Annotated in this window: 23 protein-coding genes and 1 tRNA gene; 9 read left to right on the forward strand and 15 right to left on the reverse strand. The window is 70.3% G+C overall.

Features of this window, described 5'->3' with window-relative positions:
* Positions 1 to 33 precede the first annotated feature (33 nt).
* Positions 34 to 1,179 carry an endo-1,4-beta-xylanase gene (locus tag GGR04_RS04215; protein ID WP_183198153.1) on the reverse strand — a complete coding sequence of 382 codons (1,146 nt, stop codon included), beginning with the start codon at positions 1,177 to 1,179 and terminating at the stop codon, positions 34 to 36.
* Positions 1,180 to 1,206: 27 nt separating this feature from the next.
* On the opposite strand from GGR04_RS04215, the gene GGR04_RS04220 reads away from it, so the two are divergent.
* Positions 1,207 to 2,529 (forward strand): lipopolysaccharide biosynthesis protein, encoded by a 1,323-nt coding sequence (locus tag GGR04_RS04220; RefSeq protein ID WP_183198156.1) that lies wholly within the window; start codon positions 1,207 to 1,209, stop codon positions 2,527 to 2,529.
* Here GGR04_RS04220 and GGR04_RS04225 read toward each other — a convergent pair.
* From GGR04_RS04225 to GGR04_RS24380, 3 genes are read right to left on the reverse strand one after another with little or no spacing between them, the layout of a single operon-like run.
* The gene (locus GGR04_RS04225) at positions 2,489 to 3,385 is read right to left on the reverse strand and encodes a DUF6492 family protein (RefSeq protein ID WP_183198158.1); all 897 of its coding nucleotides are present in this window, start codon (positions 3,383 to 3,385) and stop codon (positions 2,489 to 2,491) included. The genes GGR04_RS04220 and GGR04_RS04225 overlap by 41 nt on opposite strands.
* Positions 3,382 to 4,236 carry a WecB/TagA/CpsF family glycosyltransferase gene (locus GGR04_RS04230; RefSeq protein WP_183198160.1) on the reverse strand — a complete coding sequence of 285 codons (855 nt, stop codon included), beginning with the start codon at positions 4,234 to 4,236 and terminating at the stop codon, positions 3,382 to 3,384. Before GGR04_RS04230 ends, GGR04_RS04225 begins: the two co-directional genes overlap by 4 nt.
* Positions 4,233 to 5,462 carry a glycosyltransferase gene (locus GGR04_RS24380; protein WP_183198162.1) on the reverse strand — a complete coding sequence of 410 codons (1,230 nt, stop codon included), beginning with the start codon at positions 5,460 to 5,462 and terminating at the stop codon, positions 4,233 to 4,235. The genes GGR04_RS04230 and GGR04_RS24380 overlap by 4 nt, the downstream gene beginning before the upstream one ends.
* Before the next feature lie 149 nt (positions 5,463 to 5,611).
* On the opposite strand from GGR04_RS24380, the gene GGR04_RS04240 reads away from it, so the two are divergent.
* The 5 genes from GGR04_RS04240 to GGR04_RS04260 all read left to right on the forward strand — a co-directional run bounded on the left by GGR04_RS04240 (position 5,612) and on the right by GGR04_RS04260 (position 9,481).
* Entirely contained in the window at positions 5,612 to 6,610 is a 999-nt protein-coding gene (locus tag GGR04_RS04240) for a glycosyltransferase family 2 protein (protein WP_183198164.1), read from the forward strand.
* A 93-nt stretch (positions 6,611 to 6,703) separates the two neighbouring features.
* On the forward strand, positions 6,704 to 7,150 hold the full coding sequence (locus GGR04_RS04245) for a DUF2948 family protein (RefSeq protein WP_183198166.1): 447 nt from the start codon (positions 6,704 to 6,706) through the stop codon (positions 7,148 to 7,150).
* A 51-nt stretch (positions 7,151 to 7,201) separates the two neighbouring features.
* Entirely contained in the window at positions 7,202 to 8,512 is a 1,311-nt protein-coding gene (gene hisD, locus GGR04_RS04250; protein ID WP_183198168.1) for a histidinol dehydrogenase, read from the forward strand.
* Positions 8,509 to 8,979 (forward strand): UPF0262 family protein, encoded by a 471-nt coding sequence (locus GGR04_RS04255; RefSeq protein WP_183198170.1) that lies wholly within the window; start codon positions 8,509 to 8,511, stop codon positions 8,977 to 8,979. Before hisD ends, GGR04_RS04255 begins: the two co-directional genes overlap by 4 nt.
* Positions 8,980 to 9,052: 73 nt before the next feature.
* The gene (locus tag GGR04_RS04260) at positions 9,053 to 9,481 is read left to right on the forward strand and encodes an arsenate-mycothiol transferase ArsC (protein ID WP_281383024.1); all 429 of its coding nucleotides are present in this window, start codon (positions 9,053 to 9,055) and stop codon (positions 9,479 to 9,481) included.
* A gap of 78 nt (positions 9,482 to 9,559) precedes the next feature.
* On the opposite strand, the gene GGR04_RS04265 is transcribed toward GGR04_RS04260, so the two are convergent.
* On the reverse strand, positions 9,560 to 11,152 hold the full coding sequence (locus GGR04_RS04265; protein WP_183198172.1) for a DHA2 family efflux MFS transporter permease subunit: 1,593 nt from the start codon (positions 11,150 to 11,152) through the stop codon (positions 9,560 to 9,562).
* A gap of 161 nt (positions 11,153 to 11,313) precedes the next feature.
* Positions 11,314 to 12,555 (reverse strand): HlyD family secretion protein, encoded by a 1,242-nt coding sequence (locus tag GGR04_RS04270; protein WP_183198174.1) that lies wholly within the window; start codon positions 12,553 to 12,555, stop codon positions 11,314 to 11,316.
* 126 nt (positions 12,556 to 12,681) lie between these two features.
* On the opposite strand from GGR04_RS04270, the gene GGR04_RS04275 reads away from it, so the two are divergent.
* A complete protein-coding gene (locus GGR04_RS04275; RefSeq protein ID WP_183198176.1) occupies positions 12,682 to 13,416 on the forward strand; it encodes a TetR/AcrR family transcriptional regulator in 735 nt (244 codons plus the stop codon).
* Here the strand turns inward: GGR04_RS04275 and yihA are convergent.
* The 5 genes from yihA to rpmH all read right to left on the reverse strand — a co-directional run bounded on the left by yihA (position 13,380) and on the right by rpmH (position 17,185).
* Complete coding sequence (gene yihA, locus GGR04_RS04280) at positions 13,380 to 14,066, reverse strand: ribosome biogenesis GTP-binding protein YihA/YsxC (RefSeq protein WP_183198178.1); 687 nt, start codon at positions 14,064 to 14,066, stop codon at positions 13,380 to 13,382. The genes GGR04_RS04275 and yihA overlap by 37 nt on opposite strands.
* The gene (locus GGR04_RS04285) at positions 14,063 to 14,704 is read right to left on the reverse strand and encodes a CatB-related O-acetyltransferase (RefSeq protein WP_183198180.1); all 642 of its coding nucleotides are present in this window, start codon (positions 14,702 to 14,704) and stop codon (positions 14,063 to 14,065) included. Before GGR04_RS04285 ends, yihA begins: the two co-directional genes overlap by 4 nt.
* A gap of 132 nt (positions 14,705 to 14,836) precedes the next feature.
* On the reverse strand, positions 14,837 to 16,645 hold the full coding sequence (gene yidC, locus GGR04_RS04290) for a membrane protein insertase YidC (protein ID WP_183198182.1): 1,809 nt from the start codon (positions 16,643 to 16,645) through the stop codon (positions 14,837 to 14,839).
* Complete coding sequence (rnpA, locus tag GGR04_RS04295) at positions 16,645 to 17,022, reverse strand: ribonuclease P protein component (protein ID WP_376769826.1); 378 nt, start codon at positions 17,020 to 17,022, stop codon at positions 16,645 to 16,647. Before rnpA ends, yidC begins: the two co-directional genes overlap by 1 nt.
* A 28-nt stretch (positions 17,023 to 17,050) precedes the next feature.
* Complete coding sequence (gene rpmH, locus GGR04_RS04300) at positions 17,051 to 17,185, reverse strand: 50S ribosomal protein L34 (protein WP_062206638.1); 135 nt, start codon at positions 17,183 to 17,185, stop codon at positions 17,051 to 17,053.
* A gap of 548 nt (positions 17,186 to 17,733) precedes the next feature.
* Between rpmH and GGR04_RS04305 the strand changes: the two genes are divergently transcribed.
* Both GGR04_RS04305 and GGR04_RS04310 read left to right on the forward strand, forming a co-directional pair.
* Entirely contained in the window at positions 17,734 to 19,203 is a 1,470-nt protein-coding gene (locus tag GGR04_RS04305) for a sensor histidine kinase (protein WP_183198184.1), read from the forward strand.
* A gap of 235 nt (positions 19,204 to 19,438) precedes the next feature.
* A tRNA-Arg gene (locus GGR04_RS04310) sits at positions 19,439 to 19,515 on the forward strand.
* 232 nt (positions 19,516 to 19,747) lie between these two features.
* On the opposite strand, the gene GGR04_RS04315 is transcribed toward GGR04_RS04310, so the two are convergent.
* From GGR04_RS04315 to GGR04_RS04330, 4 genes are read right to left on the reverse strand one after another with little or no spacing between them, the layout of a single operon-like run.
* A complete protein-coding gene (locus GGR04_RS04315; RefSeq protein ID WP_183198185.1) occupies positions 19,748 to 19,933 on the reverse strand; it encodes a hypothetical protein in 186 nt (61 codons plus the stop codon).
* A 57-nt stretch (positions 19,934 to 19,990) separates the two neighbouring features.
* Positions 19,991 to 20,458 (reverse strand): hypothetical protein, encoded by a 468-nt coding sequence (locus GGR04_RS04320; protein ID WP_183198188.1) that lies wholly within the window; start codon positions 20,456 to 20,458, stop codon positions 19,991 to 19,993.
* Positions 20,455 to 21,003 (reverse strand): type II secretion system protein GspM, encoded by a 549-nt coding sequence (gspM, locus tag GGR04_RS04325; protein WP_183198190.1) that lies wholly within the window; start codon positions 21,001 to 21,003, stop codon positions 20,455 to 20,457. The genes GGR04_RS04320 and gspM overlap by 4 nt, the downstream gene beginning before the upstream one ends.
* A complete protein-coding gene (locus GGR04_RS04330) occupies positions 21,000 to 22,085 on the reverse strand; it encodes a PilN family protein (RefSeq protein ID WP_183198191.1) in 1,086 nt (361 codons plus the stop codon). Before GGR04_RS04330 ends, gspM begins: the two co-directional genes overlap by 4 nt.
* Positions 22,086 to 22,103: the final 18 nt, after the last annotated feature.

Raw genomic sequence — 22,103 nt, forward strand, 5'->3', positions numbered from 1 at the left:
GCGTTAATGCTCCGGCCGGGACAACCTGAGCGACTACCCCTGCGTCAGCTTGCGCCGCAGCGCCTCGTACCAGGCCTTCGGGCGGCCTTGCGGGTCGAAGGGCAGCGGCCGGGCGGGCGTGCCGTCGGTGCGCGGCATGACGTCGGACACCCAGCTGTAGCGGTCGCTCAGCCCCCAGGTGATCACCGCCTCGGGACGCTGGCCCGCGAACAGCCCGTCGAGGAAGTCGCCGACCACGACGCTCGCCGCCTCGTCGATCGCGTCGGCGTCGCCCCGCACCTGGAAGTCGATGACGTCGAGCTCGGTGGCGAGGAGGCCGACGCCCATCGCCTCGAGGTCGCGCCCGAAGCGGGCGAGCGCCTCGCGGTCGATCTTCAGATGCGAGTAGAGATGGCCCTGGATGCCCACGGCATCGACCCGGTGGTTCGCATCCTGAAGCTGGCGCACGATGTCGAGCATCACCGCGCGGCGCCGGTCGTAGCGGTCGCCGGTGAATTCGAGGTCGTAGTCGTTGATCACCAGCCGGGCGCTCGGGTCGGCGCGCGCGGCCGCAGCGAAGGCGAGCGGGACGTGGCGGGGCCCGAGCCGGCGCAGCCAGATGCTGTCGCGCAAGGGGCCGCCGGCCTCGCCCGGTTCGTGCGCGATCACCTCGTTCACCACGTCCCAGCTCGCGAGGCGACCGCGGAAATGGTCGGCGGTGCGCTCGATGTGGTCGAGCAGCACCCGCTCGGCCTCGGCCTCCTCGGTGACCGCCTCGAGCCAATCGGGATTGGTCGACCACCAGACGAAGGCATGCCCGCGCGCGGCCTGGCCGTTGGCCAGCGCCCAGTCGACCAGCCGATCGGCCGGGCCGAAGCGAAACGCACCGCGTTCCGGTCGCAGCAGACCGAACTTCAGTTCGTTCATCGGCAGCACGAGATCGCATTCCGAAACGTAGGGGCGGCGGTAGTCGGGATCCCCCTCGAAAGGCTCGAACTGGATCGCCGCGCCGAAGGGCACGCCGCCGGGTCGAGGCGCTGCATGGGCCGGGACGGCGGACCCGAGGCCGGCGAGCGCAGCGCCCGCGCCGAGCTTCGCCAGCAGCGAACGCCGCGTTAAGCTCGCCGCGCTATGGGTTGGCGTCGAGGCGGATCTGCGGCACGGCTCGGGCGATCCGATGCTGTCGGCCTCGTGCGCCATGGTTCAACGCCCTCTCGAGAGTTCGCGATGCGGTTGTTTCGATTCCTCGCAGAAACGGTTGAAGCAAACCTTTATCTCGTGCGGGACTATTCGAAGCTGATCAGCGGCTCGCTCGGGCGGCTCGTGCTGTCGCTCGCCTATTTCACCGCCGTCGCCAACACCTTGAGCGTCGCCGATTTCGGCCTGTTCGCCACCGCCTCGGGCACCGGCGTGGTGCTGTCGCGCATCGCGGGCCTTGGCTTCGTCTCGCCGCTCTACCGCGCGGCGACCCGCAAGCCGCAGCTCGTCGGCGTCTACACGGCCGGCTATCTCGCGGCGCTGGCGCTGTCGCTGCCGCTGGTCGTGCTTGCGGCGGCAGGCTTCTATCTCGGCGTCTTCCGCGGTGATCTGGCGCTTCTGCCCTTCGCGCTCATCATCGTGGCGGAGGTCGTGTTCTGGCGCTCGATGGAGGTGGTCTGCATCGTCAACAACGGGCTCGGCCGGTTCGGCCGCGCCTCGCTGCTGGTGATCGGCGGCACGGCGGCGAAATCGCTGGCCGCGCTTCTCTTCTCCTTCGGGGTCGGCGCCTCCGGTGGCATCCTCGCCTGGAGCGCCTTCTATCTCGGCGCCAACGCGGTGGCCGCGCTCGCCGGCATCGCGCTCATCTACCCGCGCCAGCGGCTGCGCCTTCGGCCCCGGCTCTATCTGCGCCGCGCCTCCGACAGCTTCGCGGTGGCCGGCGCGGAGGTGCTGTTCTACCTCCAGTCGGAGATGGACAAGATCCTGGTGCTCTCGATCGGCGGGCCTCAGATCGCCGGCGTCTACGCCATGCTCATGCGCCTCATCGACCTCACCGCTCTGCCCATCCGCTCCTTCAACACGATGGCGGTGCAGAAGCTGATGCGCGCGCCCGCGGCCTTCTCGTCGCGGCGCATGCGCTGGGGCATCGAGGGCGGCATCGCGCTCGTCTCGGTGGCGGGCATGGCCGGGCTCGGGCTCGTGCTGCTCGTGGCGCCGACGCTGCTCGGGCGCAACGTCGCGGACGCCGCGCCCCTCGTGCTCGTCGCCATCGCCGTGCCCGCCTTCCGCAATCTCGTGGAGTACGAGAGCGAGCTTCTCTATGCGCGCGGGCTGACGGGCACCCGCGCCGGGCTGCTGGCGCTGCTCGGGCTGATGAAGGCCGGGCTTCTGACGATGCTGCTCACCTCGGCGGCGAAGGACGGCGGCACGGGCTGGATCGCCGGCCTCAACGGGGTGTTCGCGACCCTCTGGCTGACCTCGGCGATGACGGCCTACACGGCGATGGACGCGCGGCGCGCCGCGCCCCGGCTCAGCTGGCGCCGGAGGAAAGCCCGACGGCTGCCCGGATGAGGGCGGGGTCGGTTCCCGTGAAGGACTGGAGGCCGACCGCGACCTGGCGGGGCTCGAGCGCGCCGAGATAGCGGGCAAGTTCGGCAGAGCCCATCGGCGGGCCGTCCCAGTAGACGGCGCAGAGTTCGTTTGCCACCGCGACGTGGCGATCGGGCCGGCCTTCCACCTCGTCGACGAAGCGGCCGTAGATCGTGCATTCCGACAGCGCCCGCGAGCCGGCGAGCGCGCGCATGGCCGAACGCCCCCGCACCGCCTCGATGCGGGCCAGCATCTCGCGCACCGTGTCGCGGCGCCAGGCGATGAGGGTCGCGATGTAGCCGAATTCGATCCGGCGCCCGGTCTCGGCGATGCCGAGCAGCGCGGCGGCGCGCGCCTCCCAGCTGTCGTGGACGGCGCGCAGATGCGGCAGCACCGGCCGCCGCGCCTCGGGAATGCGGGTGAAATGCACGGCCGTGCCGTCGTGCAGCGAGGCGGCGTCGAAGGGGCGCACGAAGACGACGTCGGAATCCAGCGACACGAGGACGTCCTCCTCCATCGCCGCCGCCATGGCGATGCGGCGGAGCTGCTGCACGTGCCACCCGCGCAGCGGCGGGCCGAAGGGGCTGAACCACAGCCGCCGGCCGCGCCTCAGGGGATCGGGCACGGGACGCAGCCAGCCGGGCAGAAGGTCGCGCTCGCTGACGACGCGCCGGTGCGGCCCCTCGAACGAGCGGAACAGTGCGACGTCGGCGGCCTCGACCAGGAGATAGTGCCGCGAGAAGCCGGTGGCGAACCGGTCGATGCTGTCGCAGAGGAGACGGCACCGCTCGAGATCGCCGCGGTAGCTTGACGTGACCAGCGCGACCTGGAGGCTCATGGCGACGTGTCGTCGCCCGAGGGTTCCCGCCCCAGCCATTGGCGGGCCATGCGCAGGAGAAACGCCGGATTGCCGGCGACGTAGCGCTGGGCGAGGCGACGCGGCTCGAGCGCCAGCCGCCACAGCCATTCCGAGCGCAACCGGCGCACCGCGGAGGGCGCGCGCGGCACCTTGCCGGCGCTGAAGTCGAGGAACGCGCCGACGGCGATCGCCACCGGCACCTCGCGCGCGGTGATCGTCTCGGCGATGAAGTTCTCCTGCCGGGGAACGCCGAGCCCGACGAGCACGATGTCGGCCTGGACGAGGCGCAGCAGGCGGATCACCGCCTCGGTCTCCTCGCCGCCCGAGAAGTAGCCATGCTGGATCGGCAGGAAGCGATGCCGGGGAAACCGCTCGCCGAGGCGCTCCGCGGCGGTCTCGACGATGCCGGGCTCGCCCCCGATCAGCGCGACGCGCAGATCCCGCGTGGCGCGCTCGAGCACGAAGGGCACGAAGTCGGTGCCGTTGAGATTCTCGGGAAACGCCTCGCCGAAGAGCATGCGCGAGCCGAGGTCGACGCCGATGCCGTCGGGCAGCGACAGGAAGTTTCGCATCGTCGCGGCGTAGCGCTCGTCGCCGGCGGCGACGTTGACGCAGTGCGCGTTGACGAAGGCGACGTGAAGCTCGGAACGCGCCTCGATCGACAGCTCGATGATGGCGAGCGCCTCGTCGCCGGTGATCGCGGCGACGTCGAGCCGCCCGATACGGCGAAGGCCGGAGGCGGCGACGGCCGATTGCGGCTCCGGCGCGGCCGGGCGAGGGGCCGGCGGCGCCGCGCCTGCGAGGTCGACGAGGGGAAGCGAGGTGATCATCGCGCCACCGTCCGGCGCGAGGCGGCATCGGCAGGCTCGGGCTGGGCCAGGACCGGCTCGGCCGAGCCGGCGAGGCGCGCCAGCCCTTGTTTCAGACCGCGTTGCAGGTCGCCCGCCTGTCGCTGCGCGAACGCGCGGCCATCGAGCCGCAGCGTCTCGCCGGCCCGCTCGCGCCGCACCAGATCGGCGAGCGCGGCGGCGAAGGCGCCAGGATCGGACGCGACGCGAAGGTTCGAGGGCAGCACCGCGCCGAGGCCCCGCAGCGCCAAAGGCGTCGCGACGGCGGGCATGCCCTCCTCCAGCGTCTCGATCGTCTTCAGCTGAACGCCGGTGCCGCCGCGCGTCGCCAGCGCGACGACACGGCCCGAGCGCACGAAGGCCTGCGCATCCGGCACGCGGCCGTGGAACGACACCTGCGGGGGCGCGGCCGGCGGCGCCCCGTCGAAACGGCCGGCGATCGCGACGGTGACGTCGGCCGGCAGCAGCGGCGCGACGCTTTCCACGAACCAGTCGAGGCCGGCGCGGTTGGGCGCCCAGCTCCAGGTGCCGATCATCACGACGTCGGCGGCGCGGGTGCCGTCGTCCTCGCGCGGGCCGCCATGGCCGACGGTGAGGCTGAGGGGGATCGAGCGGGGATCGTCGGCCAGCCCGAGATTGCGCGCGTCCTCGGCGGCGAGGCTGTGGATCACCGCGGCCTCGCGGCAGAGGCGCGCCTCGGCGCCGCGCAGGAGCTTCGCTTCGCGGCGATAGAGGAAGCGGGCCACCCGGCTGCGAGCGTGCTCGGCATTCTCGGCGGCCGAGAGATGCTCGACATTGTGCGCGACGAAGATCACGGGCGCGAGCGTCGAGAGGAACGGATACGCGATCGGCATCTGCACGGAGGAGAGCACCACGGCGTCGAACGGGCCGGCTTCGGTCAGCCGGGCGCGCAAGGCCGCCTCGCCGAGCCCGCGCAGCTTGGCCGATCCCACCGGCAGGCCGCTGCGCCAAGCGTCCAGCACCCAGCGGATCTTCTGCGCCCGCCCCGCCGCGCCGTTCTCGATCGCGAGTTCGCCAAGATCGACATGGGCGCGTTCGGGCGGCAAGGCGCCCGGCCGGCGGAAGCCGACCAGCGTCAAACGTGCGCCCGCAGCCTCCAGCCCCTCCGAGATCGCCCGGTTGGCGATCTCGAACCCGGTGCTGCTGCGGCCGTCGGGAAGAAGCGACGAAATGAAGAGGAGATGCACGGCCGGCTCCCTGCCTTTGCGCGATAATGCCTTCGGGAGCCTTTCGATTTCGTCAACCGGACATGGCGCCGGCCGCGCGCCGGACAGGGCCGAACCTGCCGCGGTGGACTTTGAGGGAATCTTGAGGATCGGGCTCTAGGCTCGTCGCCATGACCGCGTTCCTCGCCTCCCCCCTGCCCCCGACCGTCGTCGTCGAGACGGCCTCGACGCCGCTGCGCGAGGCGGAGGTGGTGGTGGTGGTGCCGACCTTCCGCCGCCCCGAGGCGGTGCTGCGCACCCTCGCCTCGCTCGAGGCGCAGGTGACGCGCCAGCGATTCGCGGTGGTGCTGGTGGAGAACGACGGCGAGGGTCGCGAGGGCGTCGCGGCCGCCCGCCCGCTCTTCGAGACCGGGCGCTTGTCCGGCCTCGTCGTGACCCAGCACGAGCGGGGCAACTGCTCGGCCTACAACGCGGGCTTTGCGGCCGCCCGGCGGGCCTTTCCCGCGCATCGCTTCGTGATGATCGTCGACGACGACGAGACGGCGCCGCCGGACTGGATCGAGCGCCTGACGGCGGCCACTGAGTGCCTCGGCGCCGATTGCGTCGGCGCGCCGCAGATCCCCGTGTTCGACGATCCCGCGCTCGCGCACGCCGCGCGCCATCCCGTGTTCCGGGCGCCCTACGCGCAGACCGGCCTCGTGCCGATCCTCTTCTCGTCGGGCAACGTCTGCATCCGCGCCGAGGTGCTGGCGGCCGTGGGCGAGCCGGCGCTCGACGCCGCCTTCAACTTCATCGGCGGCGGCGACGCCGACTTCTACACCCGCGTGCGCGACCTCGGCTTCCGCTTCGGCTGGTGCAGCGAGGCGCCGGTGCACGAGACCATGCCGGCACGGCGCGCCGAATTCTCATGGCTGCATGCGCGGGCGCTGCGCAACGGCGCGATCTCCTCGCTCATCGAGCACCGGCGGCGCGCCGGCTGGCGCGGGCGGGCGAGAACGCTCGCCAAGAGCCTCGGGCTTCTCGCCGCCGCCCCCGCCCGCTCGCTGGCTCTCGGCTGGCAGACCCGCTCCGCCGTGATCGGGCTCTATCATCTTCAGGTCGCGCTCGGCCGCTTTCAGGCCGAGTTCGGCACGGTCGGCGAGCAGTACCGCAACGCCGAGAGCAACTGAGCCGGGCCACGAGGCCGCGCCCGTGTCAAAGCCGGCGGCCGCCCTACCTCTCCGCGTATCGCCTCGCCCTGCCGCTCGGAGCCGACACGACCCATGGACAGCCTTCGCCTCGCGGCGCTCGACGCCGAAGACCTCGCGATCCTTTCGGCGCACACGCAGGACGCCGTGGTGCTGACGGGCGAGTGCCGGTTCCTGCCCCGCGAGAAGCGCTTCGTGGTGACCATGAACCGCTTCGTCTGGGAGAAGGCGCCGCCGCGTGGCCTCTTCCGCTTCAAGTCCAGCTACGAGCGCCGCCGCTCGGTGCTGCATTTCGACCGGGTGCTGGCGGTGAAGCGCACCGGCCTGTCGATGAGCGACCCCGACGAGGTGCTGGCGCTCCTCTCGCTGCAATGGGCGGAGACGCAGGCGCCCTCGGGCACGATCGACCTTGTGTTCGCCGGCGGTGCCGCGATAAGGCTCGACGTCGAATGCATCGAGGCCCAGCTCGCCGATCTCGGCGCCCGCTGGAGCACCGACGCCCGGCCCGACCACCGGATCTGACGCCGCCTGCCGACCGCTGCCCGCCGGGCGGCCCCGAGGAGACCCGACGCCGTGCCCCAGAGGCTGTCCAGCGCATCCGACGATTTCGAGCCGCGATTCCGCGATCTCCTGGCGGGAAAGCGCGAGGCCTCGCTCGACGTCGAGGATGCCGTGCGGGCGATCCTCGCGGACGTGCGCCGGCGCGGCGACGCCGCGCTCATCGAGCTGACCGCGCGCTACGACGCGCTGGAGCTGACGCCCGAGACGATGCGCGTCCCGGCGGACGAGATCGAAGCGGCCTACCGCGCCACCGCGCCCGAGACGCTGCAGGCGCTGGAACTGGCGCACGAGCGCATCACCCGCCATCACGAGCGCCAGCGCCCGCAGGACGACCGCTACACCGACGCGATCGGCGCCGAACTCGGCAGCCGCTGGACGGCGGTGGAATCGGTCGGGCTCTACGTGCCCGGCGGCGCGGCGAGCTACCCGTCCTCGGTGCTGATGAACGCCGTGCCCGCCAAGGTCGCCGGCGTCGAGCGCATCGCCATGGTGGTGCCGGCGATGCGCGGCGCGCTCAACCCTCTGGTGCTCGCCGCCGCGCGGATCGCGGGGGTCGGCGAGATCTACCGGATTGGCGGGGCGCAGGCCGTCGCCGCACTTGCCTTCGGCACGCAGACGATCGCCCCCGTCGCCAAGATCGTCGGTCCCGGCAACGCCTATGTCGCCTCGGCCAAGCGCCAGGTCTTCGGCACCGTGGGCATCGACATGATCGCCGGCCCCTCGGAGGTGCTGGTGATCGCCGACGGCGCCAATGACCCCGACTGGATCGCCGCCGACCTCCTCGCGCAGGCCGAGCACGACCGCGCCGCGCAGTCGATCCTCCTCACCGACGACGCCGGCTTCGCCGACGCGGTGGAGCGGGCCGTGGAGCGCCAGCTCGCCCGGCTGTCGCGCCAGGAGACGGCGCGCGCCAGCTGGGAGGCGTTCGGGGCCGTGATCGTCGTCGGTGATCTCCTGGCCGAGGCTCCCGCGCTCGCCGACCGCATCGCCGCCGAGCACCTGGAAATCGCCACCGACGACCCGGAGGCGCTGTTCGCGCTCATCCGCAACGCCGGCGCCGCCTTCCTCGGGCGCCACACGCCGGAAGTGATCGGCGACTATGTCGGCGGCTCCAACCACGTGCTGCCGACGGCGCGCTCGGCGCGCTTCTCCTCCGGCCTCTCGGTGCTCGACTTCGTGAAGCGCACCTCGATCCTCAAGCTGACGACTGAAGCACTGCGCGCGCTCGGGCCCGCCGCCATCGAGCTCGCCCGCGTCGAGGGACTGGATGCGCACGGGCGATCGGTCTCGGTGCGCCTCAACCTCGCAGGGGATGCGGGATGAGCACCGGCGGAACGCTGATCGCCATCGACCTCGACGACTCGATCGGCCGGGCATCGCCCGACATCGAGCACGAGCGGGCGGTGGCGATCTTCGATCTCATCGAGGAGAACCGGTTCGGCCTGCCCGGCCGCGAGGACGGGCGCTACCGTCTGAAGCTGGCGCTCGCCGAGCGGCGCCTCGTCTTCGACATCGCCGATGAGGCGGGCGCCCCGGTCGCCGTTCACATTCTCTCGCTGACGCCCTTCCGGCGCGTGATCCGGGACTATTTCCTGATCTGCGACAGCTATTACGAGGCGATCCGCAGCTCGACGCCCTCGCAGATCGAGGCGATCGACATGGGGCGAAGGGGCATCCACGACGATGGCTCCGAGCTCCTGCGCGAGCGGCTTGCGGGAAAGATCGAGCTCGACAAGGATACGGCGCGCCGGCTGTTCACGCTGATCTGCGTGCTGCATCGGCGCAATTGAGAGCGGCGGGGATTTCGGGCATGCGGCACGACACCACTCGACCATCCGCGACCAGCGCGAGCGAGGCGCCTCGTTGAGCGCGGACCATCCCCACTCGATCCTCTTCGTCTGCGGGATGAACTCGATCCGCTCGCCGATGGCCGAGGCGATCGCGCGTTCGGTGCTGCCCGCGTCGGTCTACGTCGCGTCCGCCGGCGTCAAGGACGGCGAGCGCGACCCGTTCGTCGACGTCATTCTCGGCGAGGAAGGCCTGTCGCTCGGCGACCGCAAGCCGCAGAAATACGAGGATCTCGAGGACGGGTTCTTCGACCTCATCGTGACGCTCTCGCCCGAGGCGCACCACGCGGCGATGAGCGCCACCGAGACCGACGCCACCGCCGTCGAGTTCTGGCCGATGCCCGACCCCTCCGCCGTCAACGGCAGCCGCGGCCAGATCCTCGACGCCTATCGAGACCTCTACCGGCGCATCCGCGACAAGCTGGACGACCTGCGCCGCCGCTAGAGCATTCCCAGTGAAAGCCGTGTTGGCTTTCGCGTCCGGACAATGCGGCAGACAACGAAGTAGAGCCGACGCTGGTCGTCAGTGCGCGTCGACCTTCACGCCGGTCTCGGGCTTGCGGATGAAGATCGAGAGGGCGCACAGACCGACGAAGAGCACGGTCAGCGCCAGGAAGACGTCGGAAAAGGCCATGACGCTGGCCTCGCGCCGCACCATCGACACCATCTGGCCGATCGCCGCGCTCGCGCCATCGAGGCCGTTGGCGGAAAGACTGGCCGCCGTCTGGTCGATCCGGTCCTCGGCGATCTGGCTGCCCCAGCGCACGCGCTCGACCAGACGGTCGTAGTGGAGCGCGGTCCGGTCGTTGATCATCGTGTTGATGACGGCGAGGCCCACCGCGCCGCCGAGATTGCGGGTCAGATTGTAGAGGCCCGAGGCGCCCTTCATCTTCTGCGGCGAGAGCGTGCCGAGCGCGATGTTGTTGATCGGCACCATCGCCATCATCAGCCCGAAGCCGCGCAGGATCTGCGGGATGAAGAGCTCGCGAAAGTCCCAGTCGTGCGTGATGCCGCTCATCAGCCAGGTGCCGATGCCGAAGGAGACGAAGCCCATCGCCATCATCGCGCGCGGATCGAGCTTCTTCGACAGAATGCCGGAGAGCGGCGCGGTGAAGAACATGGCGAGACCCGAGACGAACATGGTCTCGCCGATCATCAGCGAATCGTAGCCGCGGACCCGGCCGAGATAGACGGGATAGAGGTAGGTGAGGCCGTAGAGCCCGACACCCATGACGAACGAAAAGAGCGAGCCGAAGGCGAAGTTGCGGTTGGCGAAGGCCGTGAGATCGACGATCGGCTCCTTCGCCGTGAAGGCGCGCCAGAGGAAGAGCAGCGCCCCGACCACGAGGATCACCGTCATCACAACGATCACCCGGTCCTCGAACCAGTCGTCGAGCGGGCCCTCCTCCAGCACGTATTCGAGCGAACCGAGAAACGCCGCCATGCCGAGGAGGCCGAACCAGTCGAACTTCTTGAACAGCGAGAGGTCGGGCTTGTCGAAATCGACGAGGTTCCAGACCGCGATCGCCACCACGATGCCGAAGGGCACGTTGACGAGGAAGAGCCAGTGCCACGACAGGGCGTGGCTGAGATAGCCGCCGACGGTGGGTCCGATGGTCGGCGCCAGCGTCGCCACGAGCCCGATCATCGGCGAGACGATGGCGCGCTTGGAGGGTGGAAAGATCGTGAAGGCGGCGGCGAAGACGGAGGGGATCATGCCGCCGCCGATGAAGCCCTGCAGCGCGCGGTAGACGATCATCTGGTCGATGTTGGTGGCGGTGGCGCAGAGCGCCGAGGAGGCCGTGAAGCCTGCCGCCGCGAGCGTGAAGAGGACGCGCGTCGAGAGCATCCGGGCGAGAAACCCGGAGAGCGGGATCATGATGACTTCGGCGATGAGATAGGCCGTCTGCACCCAGGCGATCTCGTCGGTCGAGGCCGAGAGGCCGGCCTGGATCTCGGCGAGCGAGGCCGACACGATCTGGATGTCGAGAATGGCCATGAACATGCCGAACACCATGGCCATGAAGGCCAGCATGCGGCGCATGGGAATGGTGTCGGAGGCCGAAGCGGCCGGCGGGGCGGCGGCGGGAGGCGAGCCGGCGGTGGTGCTGGACATGGGCTTCAAGGCCTCCCCGGTCGCGAACGGGCCGGCGTTGGGTCGCGCATGCGGCCAAGAGACCCGCACATGCGATGGGGCGTCAGGCCGGGCGAACCCGGCGTGACGTCGATGCTTCGTTCATGGCCTCGCCGACCCCGATGGCCGGCGCGGCGCAGCCTTCAGCGTGCGACAGGGGCAGCGCCCGGCGCGGTGCGCTGGTCCACTGACACCGTGACGGACAGGCCAGGCCGCAGTTTGCCGGAATGCGCGTCGTCCGCATCGATGGCGATGCGCACGGGCACGCGCTGCACGATCTTGGTGAAGTTGCCGGTGGCGTTGTCGGCCGGTAGAAGCGAGAAGACCGAACCCGACGCCGGCGCCAGCGAGACCACGGTACCCGAGACCTCGACGCCCGGCAGCGCATCCACCTCGACGCGCGCCCGCGACCCGACGGCGATCTCGTGAAGCTGCGTCTCCTTGAAGTTCGCGTCGACGAAGACCTTATCGAGCGGCACGATCGCGGCGAGACGGCGCGTCGGCGACACGAGATCGCCCGGCTGCACCGACAGGTTGCCGACGACGCCATCATAGGGCGCGCGCAGCGTGGTGAAGGAAAGGTTGCGCGCCGCCTGATCGCGGTCAACCACGAGTTCGCCCATGATCGCCTGGGCTTCCTTGATCTGGGCGTCGAGCACCGCCCCTTGCGCCTTCGCCGAGGCGATAGCGGCATCCGCGCCGGCGACCTTGGCCTGCGCCTCGGCCTGCGCCGAGCGCGCGGCATCGAGGGGGGCCTGCGCCCCTGCACCGGAGCGCACGAGGCTTTCGGCCCGCCGCAGGTTGAGATCGGTCTGCGAGAGCGCAGCCACGTCGGCCACCTTGTCGGCCTCGGCCTGCACCACCTGTTGGTCGGCCGCGGCGCGCTGGGCACGGATGCGATCGATCGCGGCGTTCTGCGTGTCGATCTTGGCCTCCGCCGAGCGCAGCGCCAGCTGGTAGTCGCCGGGGTCGATCTCGACGATCGGCTGACCCGCCACCACGGTCTGGTTCTCGGTGACCGGCACGGACTGGACGTAGCCGGTGATCTTCGGCGCCATGATCGCCATGTCGGCGGCCATGTAGGCGTCGTCCGTCGTCACGAGGAAGCGACCGTCGATCCACCATTGGTGCCCGTACCAGGCGCCGCCGCCGATTGCCGCGAGGACGACGCAGGAGAGAAGAAGCTTCTTGAAGCCTCCGCCCTTCTTCTTCGCGGACTTGACGGACGCGTCCGCCACGGGTGCAGCCACCGGAGCCTTGGCTTCCGCCTCGGTTCCCTTGCGCGAGACGACTTCGAGCTTCGGCGCTTCGCGATCGCCAGCCGCGGTCGCGCCCCCCTTGGTCGCATCGGCGGTCGTGTCGGTCTTGGGAGCGGACTTCGGCATGGCACGGGACCTCGATCGAACCGAACCGTTCGGTTCGATGTTGACTTAGCGGGATGGTCGGTGCAGTGCAAGATGGACGGGGGCGCCGGCCTCACATTAATTTGCAAAGCCGAAGGACACCGTAACTTGGCCGCGCCAGCGACATCGCACACCATCCCGATCTGCTCGGTCCCGCTCGCCGCCGCCGCGCTCACCGAAGTGCGCAGCGCCGCAGGCGAAGACCCGGCGAAGCGCCGTCAGATTCTCGAGGGCGCGCGCCGCGTCTTCGTCACGCTCGGCTTCGATCGCGCGTCGATGAACGACGTCGTGCGCGAGTCCGGCGTCTCGAAGTCGACGCTCTACGTCTATTTCCGCTCGAAGGAGGACCTGTTCCGGGCGCTGATCGAGGAGGAGCGCGCGCGCTACTTCTCCGAGGTGGAGGCCTTGCTCGGCGAGGCCGACCAGCCCGCCCGAACGCTGGCGCTGTTCGGCCGGCGCCTCGCCACGCTGGTGCTCTCCCCCGAGGGCATGCATGCCAAGCGTACGGTGATCGCGGTGGCTGCGCGCATGCCCCATCTCGGGCGCGAATTCTATCGCCATGGCCCCGCCCGCGGCCTCGCGATGGTCTCGGACTTCCTCGCTCGCGCCTGCGCCGCGGGAACGCTTCGCATCGACGATCTCGAACTCGCGGCCGCGCAGTTCGTCGAGCTGACGACGGCGGGCCTTCTACGGCGCCGCTTCTTCGACGACGAGGCGCCGCCGGCGACCCCGGCCGAGATCGAGGCCACCGTCGATGCCGCGGTGCGCCTCTTCATGGCAGGCTACGGCGTGCCCGGCGCGGCGGGTCAGCCCTCGCGCGCGAAGTCCGCGATCACGGCCTGAACGCGGTCGAGCCCCTCGCCCTTCTCGGACGAGGTGGCGATGATCTCGGGGAAGGCGGCCGGGCGCTTGCGGATGAGCTCGCGCGTCGCCGCCTCGAGCTTGGGCAGCGCCAGCGCCGAGATCTTGTCGGCCTTCGTCAAGACGATCTGGTAGGACACCGCCGCCTTGTCGAGCAGCGCCATCACGTCCTGATCGTTGCTCTTGATGCCGTGGCGCGCGTCGATCAACACGAAGACGCGCTTCAGCGTGGCGCGCCCGCGCAGGTAATCGAAGACGAGCTTCGTCCAGGCGTCCACCTGCTCCTTCGGCGCCTTGGCGTAGCCGTAGCCGGGCATGTCGACGAGCGCGATCGGGGGCAGGTCGTCGCCCTCGCCGGTGAAGCCGTCGGGCACGAAATAGTTGAGCTCCTGCGTGCGGCCCGGCGTGTTGGAGGTGCGCGCCAGCCCCTTCTGCGACACGATCCCGTTGATCAGCGAGGACTTGCCGACGTTGGAGCGCCCGGCGAAGGCGACCTCGGGCGGGCCTTCGGGCGGCAGGAACTTCATCGACGGCACGCCGCGGATGAAGACCCAGGGCCGCGCGAAGAAGAGCCGCGTGTCGGCCTCCGGGTTCTCGGGGCCGGGAACGGCGGAAATCCTGCGTTCGGTCATGCCGCCTTCTCCAGCGCGTCGATCTCGCCGCCGCGAATGGCGGCGAGGTTGGCCGAGATCCGCTCGATCGGCCAGTTCCACCAGGCGACCGCGAGCAGCCGCTCGACGATCTCGGGCGCAAAGCGCAAGCGCCGCTCCTCCGCCGGATTGCCACCGACGATCGCGTATGGCGCGACGTCGCGCGTCACCACGCTCTCGGCGGCGACGATCGCCCCGTCGCCGATGCGCACGCCCGGCATGATCGTCGCGCCCGACCCGATCCAGACATCGTGGCCGACCACCGTGTCGCCCTTCAGCCCGGCGCGGATCGTCTCCATGTCGAACGTCTCCTCCCATCCGAAGCGGAAGATGTTGAACGGGTAGGTCGAGAGGCCGGTCATTGCGTGGTTGGCGCCGTTCATCACGAAGCGCACCCCGGTGGCGAAGGCGCAGAAGCGGCCGACGATGAGCTTGTCGCCGAGAAACTCGTAATGATGGAGGATGTTGCGCCGCTCGAAGTCGAGCGCGGCGTCGGGATCGTCGTAATAGGTGTACTCGCCGATCTCGATGCGGGGGCTGTCGATCAGCGGCTTCAGGAAGACGATCCGCTGGTGCTCGGGCACCGGGTGGATCATGCGGGGATCAGGACCTTGGGGCATCGGGGTGCCTAACACGGGACGGGGCGCACCGTCCAACGGCGGCGGAGTTCGGCCGATCGTCTCGGCGCGAACGGGAACGGCCCGCTCCTCGGGGAAGCGGGCCGTGATCGCAATGCGACGAAGCTCGGGCCCTCAGGCCTCTTTCTTCTTCCGCCGGAACGTGTCGCGCAGATTGTCCCAAAGCTCGATCTTGGCGCCGGCGCGCTTCATGATCACCGTCTGCTGGGCGATCGAGAGCGTGTTGTTCCAGGTCCAGTAGATCACGAGGCCGGCGGGGAAGGAGGCCAGCATGAAGGTGAAGATCACCGGCATCCAGGTGAAGATCATCTGCTGCGCCGGGTCCGGCGGCGTCGGGTTGAGGCGCATCTGCACGAACATCGTGATGCCCATGAGGATCGGCCAGATCCCGACCATCAGGAGGTGCGGCAGCGTCACCGGGATCAGCCCGAAGAGGTTGAAGACGCTCGTCGGATCGGGCGCCGCCAGATCCTGGATCCAGCCGAAGAACGGCGCGTGCCGCATCTCGATCGTGATGTAGAGCACCTTGTAGAGGGCGAAGAAGACCGGGATCTGGATCAGCACGGGCCAGCAGCCCGCCGCCGGATTGATCTTCTCCTCCTTGTAGATGCGCATCATCTCCTGCTGCTGCTTCATCTTGTCGTCGGCGTATTTCTCGCGCAGCTCGGCGATCTTGGGCTGCGCCGTCTTCATCTTCGCCATCGACCGGTAGGACTTCGAGGCGAGCGGGAAGAAGAAGAGCTTGAGCGTGACGGTGACGAGCAGGATGGCGACGCCAAAATTGCCGGTCAGACCGTAGAGATGGTCGATGAACCAGAACATCGGCTTGGTGATGAAGTAGAACCAGCCCCAGTCGATCAGCTGCCCGAAATGCGGGATGGCCAGCTGGTTCTCGTAGCCGTTGATGAGATCGACGACCTTGGCGCCGGCGAAGACGCGGTTGGTCGTCTCGGCGCTGGCGCCCGGCTCGATGGTGACGGGGTCGGCGAGATAGTCCGACTGATAGAAGGCGCGGCCCTCGCCCGAATAGCGGAAGTTCGGCTGGAACTGCCCGACGCCGGCGGCGGGCACGAGCGCCGTCGCCCAGTACTTGTCGGTGATGCCGAGCCAGCCGGTGGAGACCTTGGGCGGCGAGACGCGGCCCTCCTCCTCGATCGCGTGATACTTGACCTCCTGCAGCCCCTCGTCGCCGAAGACGCCGAGAAGCCCCTCGAACAGGACGTAGGCGGCAGCGACCTCGGGCTTGTTGAAGCGCACGACGCGGCCGTAGGGCGCCATCGTGATCGGCGCCGCGCCGGCATTGCGGATGCTGTCGGCCACCGTGAACATGAAGTTCTCGTCGACCGAGAGGCTGCGCGTGAAGACCGTCCCTTGCGGATTGGTATAGGTGAGCGTCACCGGGCTCGCGGGTGTCAGCGTCTGTCCGCCCTCGGCCGTCCAGAGCGTGGCGGGGCCCGGCAGGTCGCCGGCGCCCTGGCCGGAATAGCCGAACTCGGCGAAATAGGCGTTGGAGCCGATCGTCTCGGGCGACAGCAGCACGATGGTCGGCGACGTGTCGTCCACCGTCTCGTGGTAGCCCTTGAGGCGCAGGTCGTCGAGGCGCGCGCCCTGGAGGTTGATCGAGCCCGAGAGCGCCGGCGTGTCGATGGGCACGCGGGGCGAAGCCGCGAGCGCAGCCTCGCGGGTCTGACCGGTGACGGCCGGCGTCTCCGACGTCGGCACCACGCTCTCGCGCCCGGCGGGCGCCACCACCTGCTGTTGGTCGGTGCCAGCGGGCGTCGTCGGCGTCTGCAGCGAGCCCTGCCGGGTGACTTCGGCCTGACGCTGCGCCTCGACGCGGGGGTTGACGATGAGGAACTGCCACCCGATCAGGACGGCGAGCGAGAGCGCCATGGCGATCAGGAAGTTGCGGCTGTTTTCCATCATTCGGTCCCCGAGGGAGGCTTGTCCGCAGGCGAGGCCTTGGGCCTGACCTTCGAGAGGCGACGCGACAGCTCGCCCGTCAATGTCGCGAACGGCAGGGTGAGGACGTCCCGGCGGGCGACGACCACGTAGTCGAAGCCGTTCGCCATGTCGGCCCGGCACGAGACGCGCAGCGCCTCGCGCAGACGGCGCCGAATCCGGTTGCGCTCGACCGAATTGCCGACCTTGCGCGTCACCGTGAGGCCAATCCGAGCCGGCGCATCGTCCGCCCGCTCGAGGGCCTCGATGAAGAAGAAGGGGCCGTTCAAGCGCCGGCCCCGCCTCGCCGCGAGAAACTCGGCGCGATTCTTCAGGCGTGCGGGAGGCAGGGTCGGAATGGTGGCGCCCCTCGCCCGTTCGCCGGTTTTAGGCCGACAGGCGCTTGCGGCCCTTGGCGCGGCGCGAGGCGATGACGTTGCGGCCGCCGACGGTCGCCATGCGCGAACGGAACCCGTGGCGACGCTTGCGGACGAGCTTGGACGGCTGATAGGTGCGCTTCATGGTCGTTCTCCCGCGGGATGGCCGCGAGGCCTTCTGAATGGCGTTAGGGTTCGGGTCACGGTGCGAACGCACGAAGCAGCCGCGCGGGAACTCCCAGGCGACACGGCATCCGCTCTTGGGCGCGCTTATAGAAAGGGTTGCCGGCGAAAGTCAATGCGCCCGGCGCCGGGCGGCGCCCCGGCCGCTCCGACGCGGGCTCCCGCAAGCGAGCGCCGTGCGGCCTCTGGCCCAGCGGTGCAGGCGCCCGTTCGGCAGCCTTCGTGGCCATCAGTGACGGGCTTTGAGAGGCCCGCCCCGCCCGCGCTCCGCGCCATTGTGTCGGCATACCTTGGTCTCGGAGGCGGCCTGACCATCGGCGCCCCTGCGGCGATCCACGCTGCGTTCAGTGGTGACGGCGGACCGGGACGGCCTCACCGCGCCTCCCGCAAAATCGTCGCCTCTGCGTCGCATGCCCTCTTCTGCTGAGGCCGCCATCCTCCATGTTCACCGGGACGTGACCCACCGGCAACGCCGCCGGACTGCCGAGCCCCAGCCAACCGGACCCGCCGATGACGAGACCGCACGAGATCGAAGGGGACCGCCGCACGGACCGCCCCACGCTCGCGCGCCGCCTGTCCATCCGGCTCTTCGCGATCACGGCGCTGGCGGTGATGGGCGCGGAAATCTTCATCTTCGTGCCCTCCATTGCCAATTTTCGCCGCGAATGGCTGGAGACCAAGCTCGAGACGGTGTCGGTGGCGACGCTCGTGTCGGAGTTCGGCGAGAACGGCGTGCCGCTGACGCCCGAGCAGGAGACCGAACTCCTGCGGGCGCTCGACGCGCGCCTCATCGCGATCCGCAAGCCCGATTCGACCCGCCTCCTCGCCCGCGTCGCCGATCTCGGCACCGTCGACGAGCAGATCGACCTGCCGGCCGAGGGCATGTTCGAGGCCGTCGCCGCCGCCTTCGAGACGCTGGTCTGGGGCGGCGATCGTCTGCTGCGCCTCGTCGGCCCGATCGGCGACGGCTCGTTCGCCGGCGAGATCGTCATCGACGAGCGCCCGCTTCGCGCGGCGATGCTCGTCTATTCGCGCACGATCCTCCTCCTGTCGCTGGCCATCGCGAGCTTTGCCGGCGCCCTCGTCTTCGGCGCGATCAGCCTGTTCCTGCTGCGGCCGATCCGGCGGATGACGGGTGCCATGGTGCGCTTCGCCGCCGATCCCGAAGACCCCGCGCGGGTGATCGTGCCGAGCCGCCGGCAGGACGAGCTGGGCCTCGCCGAGCGCGAACTCGCCGACATGCAGGCCATCCTCGCGCGCACCCTGCGCGAGCAGCGTCATCTCGCCGATCTCGGCCTGGCCGTCTCGAAGATCAACCACGACCTGCGCAATATCCTCGCCTCCGCCCAGCTCGTGTCCGATCGCCTGTCGGACCTGCCGGACGCGCAGGTGCAGCGCTTCGCACCGGTGCTCATCCGCTCCCTCGACCGCGCGCTCGTCTACACCCAGTCGGTGCTCGCCTACGGGCAGGCCGCCGAAAGCCGGCCGGTGCGTCGGCGCATCCTCCTCGCGCGTCTCGTCGACGAGATCTTCGAGATGCAGCTCGTGGCGCCCGAGCGCCGCATCGAGCTCGTCAATGCCGTGCCCCCGGCGCTCGAGATCGACGTCGACCCCGAACAGTTCTTCCGCGCACTCTCCAACCTCGTGCGCAACGCCATCCAGGCGGTGGAGGGCGACGACGAAGCCGAGGCGCTCGTGCGCCGCGTGCGCGTCGAAGCGCAGGCGCAAGCGGACGGCGGCGTGCGAATCGCCGTCGACGACACCGGACCGGGCCTCAGCGACGGCGCCCGTGCGAACCTCTTCAAGGCCTTTCGCGGCTCCACCCGCGCCGGCGGCACGGGCCTCGGCCTCGCGATCGCCGCCGAGATCGTGCAGGCCCACGGCAGCCGCATCCGCCTCTGCGATACGACGCGGACCGGCGCCCGGTTCGAGATCGACCTGCCCGGCAATTCCGGCGCCCCCGCGATCTCGCCGCCCTGACGGCGCTTCTCAGACCGCGTACCGGCGGCCGCTCGCGAGAGAAGCCTCTCAATGCGAAAGGCGACCAGCCAGCGGCGCGCCGCCCATTCCGACACCGCCCCGCGATCGTCGGCCCTGCGCTCGCGGCACGGCGCTTTCCAACATTTTTGCGACAGGAGCCGCTTGCAATCGCGAACGTCCAAGGCTAGTAACCCGTCATCGCCGGACGGGAGTGACACACCCCGCCGAGCAGAGTGCGCCCGTAGCTCAGCTGGATAGAGCACTAGACTACGAATCTAGGGGTCAGGAGTTCGAATCTCTTCGGGCGCACCACTTATGCTACTTCACGAGACATGAACGACGATTCGTTGTTTAGTTGAACGCTCATCTGACGCGTTTTTGATGCCGCGCGAGACTGTGGCGTCGTGCGAAAAGTTGGCGCAGATCGTCGCGACTCGTTGCACGGATTGTCCAGCCAGCGCATGAGACGCTCCCACCTCCTCACGGCGTGATGATCACTCCCCGCTCAAAGGCCGCTTCCTGTTCGCGACCAAGCAGGTCGTGTTCACGCCTCGATCGCGAAGGCCACAAAAATCTCGCGCATCGCCGGGTGGTCGTCGGTCGATGGGATGAAGCTCCCCTTTATTTGCGCTGAGCGCTTGGCCATCCTCGCAACGTCGGTCCGCTTGAAAGCGCCGCAGCCGTAGAAGGGCTCGGTGCCGTAGTGGGTCGGTTGGAGACGGAAAGGCATGCCCGGCCTTCCGTTTCGTCGGCGGCGAAGACCGAACCGATCCCGACGCCCCCGGCCTCACCGAAAGGCGTCGGTGAAGTCGAGCACCTTCGTGTCCTCGCCCCGGTGGAGGATCACGCGGCGCGGCTCCACGGCGGCGAGGGTCCAGCCGTCGATCGTGCTGCCGACCTCCAGCCAGGAATCGACGCCGGCGAACGTTGCCTTCGGCGCGGCCCCCTCCACGACGATGCCGGCAAGGCGCAGCGGCGGCGGCGAGGCCGCAGCGGGGTCGATCGGCCCGGGTTCGGCGAAGAGTCCCGTCGCAGCGTCGACCGGTCGACGCAGCGGATCGAAGACGGGACCGGAGAGGAACGAGCCGCCGCCCGCCGCCTCGGGAACGATGCGCGCGAGCGGCACGGAAACCGGCCCGCCCGCCCCGTCGATCATGAGCGGCTCGCCGACCGCCAGGGCGACGAGCGCCGTGGAACACAAGCAGACGAGCGCCGACCAGCGCTCGCTCGGACGGAGCGTACGGCGGACGGTCATGGCTGCGGCCTCAGGAGGGGAACGGTGGACACTGCGAAGCTGCCGGAGAGGCCGATGCTTCCGTCGCCCGCCGTCGCCGGCACGGCCTGCAGGTCGTCGACGCGCAAGAAAGGCGGCCGGGTTTCGATGGCGGACAGGAAGGCGTAGAGGCCGCCCTGCGTGCCCTCGAAACGGTAGCGCAGCGCGACGCGAGCGCCCGGACGCTCGTCGATCACCGGGGACGCCTCCGCGGTGAGCCGCATGGTGGCCCCCGCAACCGCGCCAGAAACGCGGGCCGCGAGGCCCGCCGTCGCCGACGCCGCATCGGGCGCGACGAGAAAGGGGGCGTCCGGCGTGTCGGCCAGAGCGACGACCGCGGCGCGGCGCGCCGCAAGCCGCTGCGCACGATCGAGGCGCTCGCTTTCCTCGCCGACCGCGATCCGCCCGTCTCGCCAGCCCTGCAGAGGGTTGAGCAGCGGGGGAACGACGATCCAGGCCGCGAGGGCCAGGAGCGCGAGGGCCCCGGCGCGACGCGCCAGCGGGGCATTCTGCAACCGCGCGATCATCGTCCGGTCTCCTGTGCGGCTGGGGCGTCTCCGGGGGCCGCCGCCACGGCGAGAACCAGCGTGTCGTCCGGCCCGGCGGTGACGGAGGCGAACATCGGGCTGCCGGCGAGGGCCGTGCGTGCGGTCTCGCCCGGCGCACCGGTCAAACCGAGCGTCAGCGTCTCGCCGCGATAGTCGAGCCGCGTCACCGACGCCGCGCGCGGCAGGCGGCGCGAGAGCTCGTCGAGAAGGGCGGCAAGCGGACGGCGCGTCGCCCGCGCCTCCAGCGAATCGGCCACCGCGGCGGCCGAGACCGCGGCAGGCCCGACCTTCGGCAGCCCCGCCCTCGTCTGCGCCATCGCGTCTGCCGCGCCCGCAAGCCGGCCGGCGGCCTCGAACGGGGCGTAGAGCGCCAGCGCGAGGGCGGCGGCCAGAAGCAGCTTGGCGGCAAGCGGCAGGCCGAGGAACGCGGCATGGAGGCTCGGCTCGTGCCGGCCGACGAGATCGACGGGCACCGGCCGCGCCTCGCCGTCGCCGACCGTCAGATGCGTCATCGCCAGCCCGGCCGCGGCGAAGGCGGCCTCGGCGCGTGCGATGTGCGCGCGCGCCAGCGCGATCTGGACGACGTGGAGCGTCCCGGCCCCGGTGTCCTCGGTCTCCACATACCAGTCGCAGAGGATGCCCTCGGGCTCGATCGGCATCCGCGCTTCGATCTCGTGGCGAAGGATGGCGCCGGCATGGGCCAGCGCGCGCACCGGCAGCACGGAGCGGCGCGACAGGCAGATGTCCCGCGGCACCGAGAGGCGCACGGTGGGGCGCCGGGCCGCCGCACGCAGCACTGCCAGACGGGCCGCCGCCGCCTCGTCCGGCTCGCGAGCCTCCGAGGCCGACGGCATCTGCCCGGCGCGGGCGAGATCGAAGGCGATGCGACCGTCCGGCAGAAGCAGGCAGTCGATGCTCGCCGCGCGGTCGCTGGAGCGCACCAGCAGCGCACGCGGCACCATGGCGCGCAGTTCGTCGACCCACCAGGCCCAGCCCTGCCGGGCTCGATCCGCCAGATCGGGACGGGCGGCCTCCTCGGCCCTTGCAGCTTCCCGACGCACGCCTCGCTCCACATTCGT

Source organism: Aureimonas pseudogalii, assembly GCF_014196835.1.
Classification (GTDB): Bacteria; Pseudomonadota; Alphaproteobacteria; order Rhizobiales; family Rhizobiaceae; genus Aureimonas; species Aureimonas pseudogalii.

What these genes read in the sequence shown, in the direction of transcription:
- rpmH (WP_062206638.1), bottom strand. Translation starts at nt 17,185, where the DNA reads ATGAAGCGCACCTATCAGCCGTCCAAGCTCGTCCGCAAGCGTCGCCAC.
- GGR04_RS04265 (WP_183198172.1), bottom strand. Translation starts at nt 11,152, where the DNA reads ATGTCCAGCACCACCGCCGGCTCGCCTCCCGCCGCCGCCCCGCCGGCC.
- yidC (WP_183198182.1), bottom strand. Translation starts at nt 16,645, where the DNA reads ATGGAAAACAGCCGCAACTTCCTGATCGCCATGGCGCTCTCGCTCGCC.
- GGR04_RS04270 (WP_183198174.1), bottom strand. Translation starts at nt 12,555, where the DNA reads ATGCCGAAGTCCGCTCCCAAGACCGACACGACCGCCGATGCGACCAAG.
- gspM (WP_183198190.1), bottom strand. Translation starts at nt 21,003, where the DNA reads ATGATCGCGCGGTTGCAGAATGCCCCGCTGGCGCGTCGCGCCGGGGCC.
- GGR04_RS04220 (WP_183198156.1), top strand. Translation starts at nt 1,207, where the DNA reads ATGCGGTTGTTTCGATTCCTCGCAGAAACGGTTGAAGCAAACCTTTAT.
- GGR04_RS04255 (WP_183198170.1), top strand. Translation starts at nt 8,509, where the DNA reads ATGAGCACCGGCGGAACGCTGATCGCCATCGACCTCGACGACTCGATC.
- GGR04_RS04245 (WP_183198166.1), top strand. Translation starts at nt 6,704, where the DNA reads ATGGACAGCCTTCGCCTCGCGGCGCTCGACGCCGAAGACCTCGCGATC.
- yihA (WP_183198178.1), bottom strand. Translation starts at nt 14,066, where the DNA reads ATGACCGAACGCAGGATTTCCGCCGTTCCCGGCCCCGAGAACCCGGAG.
- GGR04_RS04225 (WP_183198158.1), bottom strand. Translation starts at nt 3,385, where the DNA reads ATGAGCCTCCAGGTCGCGCTGGTCACGTCAAGCTACCGCGGCGATCTC.
- GGR04_RS04320 (WP_183198188.1), bottom strand. Translation starts at nt 20,458, where the DNA reads ATGACCGTCCGCCGTACGCTCCGTCCGAGCGAGCGCTGGTCGGCGCTC.
- GGR04_RS04285 (WP_183198180.1), bottom strand. Translation starts at nt 14,704, where the DNA reads ATGCCCCAAGGTCCTGATCCCCGCATGATCCACCCGGTGCCCGAGCAC.
- GGR04_RS04305 (WP_183198184.1), top strand. Translation starts at nt 17,734, where the DNA reads ATGACGAGACCGCACGAGATCGAAGGGGACCGCCGCACGGACCGCCCC.
- GGR04_RS04240 (WP_183198164.1), top strand. Translation starts at nt 5,612, where the DNA reads ATGACCGCGTTCCTCGCCTCCCCCCTGCCCCCGACCGTCGTCGTCGAG.
- GGR04_RS04215 (WP_183198153.1), bottom strand. Translation starts at nt 1,179, where the DNA reads ATGGCGCACGAGGCCGACAGCATCGGATCGCCCGAGCCGTGCCGCAGA.
- GGR04_RS04315 (WP_183198185.1), bottom strand. Translation starts at nt 19,933, where the DNA reads ATGCCTTTCCGTCTCCAACCGACCCACTACGGCACCGAGCCCTTCTAC.
- GGR04_RS04230 (WP_183198160.1), bottom strand. Translation starts at nt 4,236, where the DNA reads ATGATCACCTCGCTTCCCCTCGTCGACCTCGCAGGCGCGGCGCCGCCG.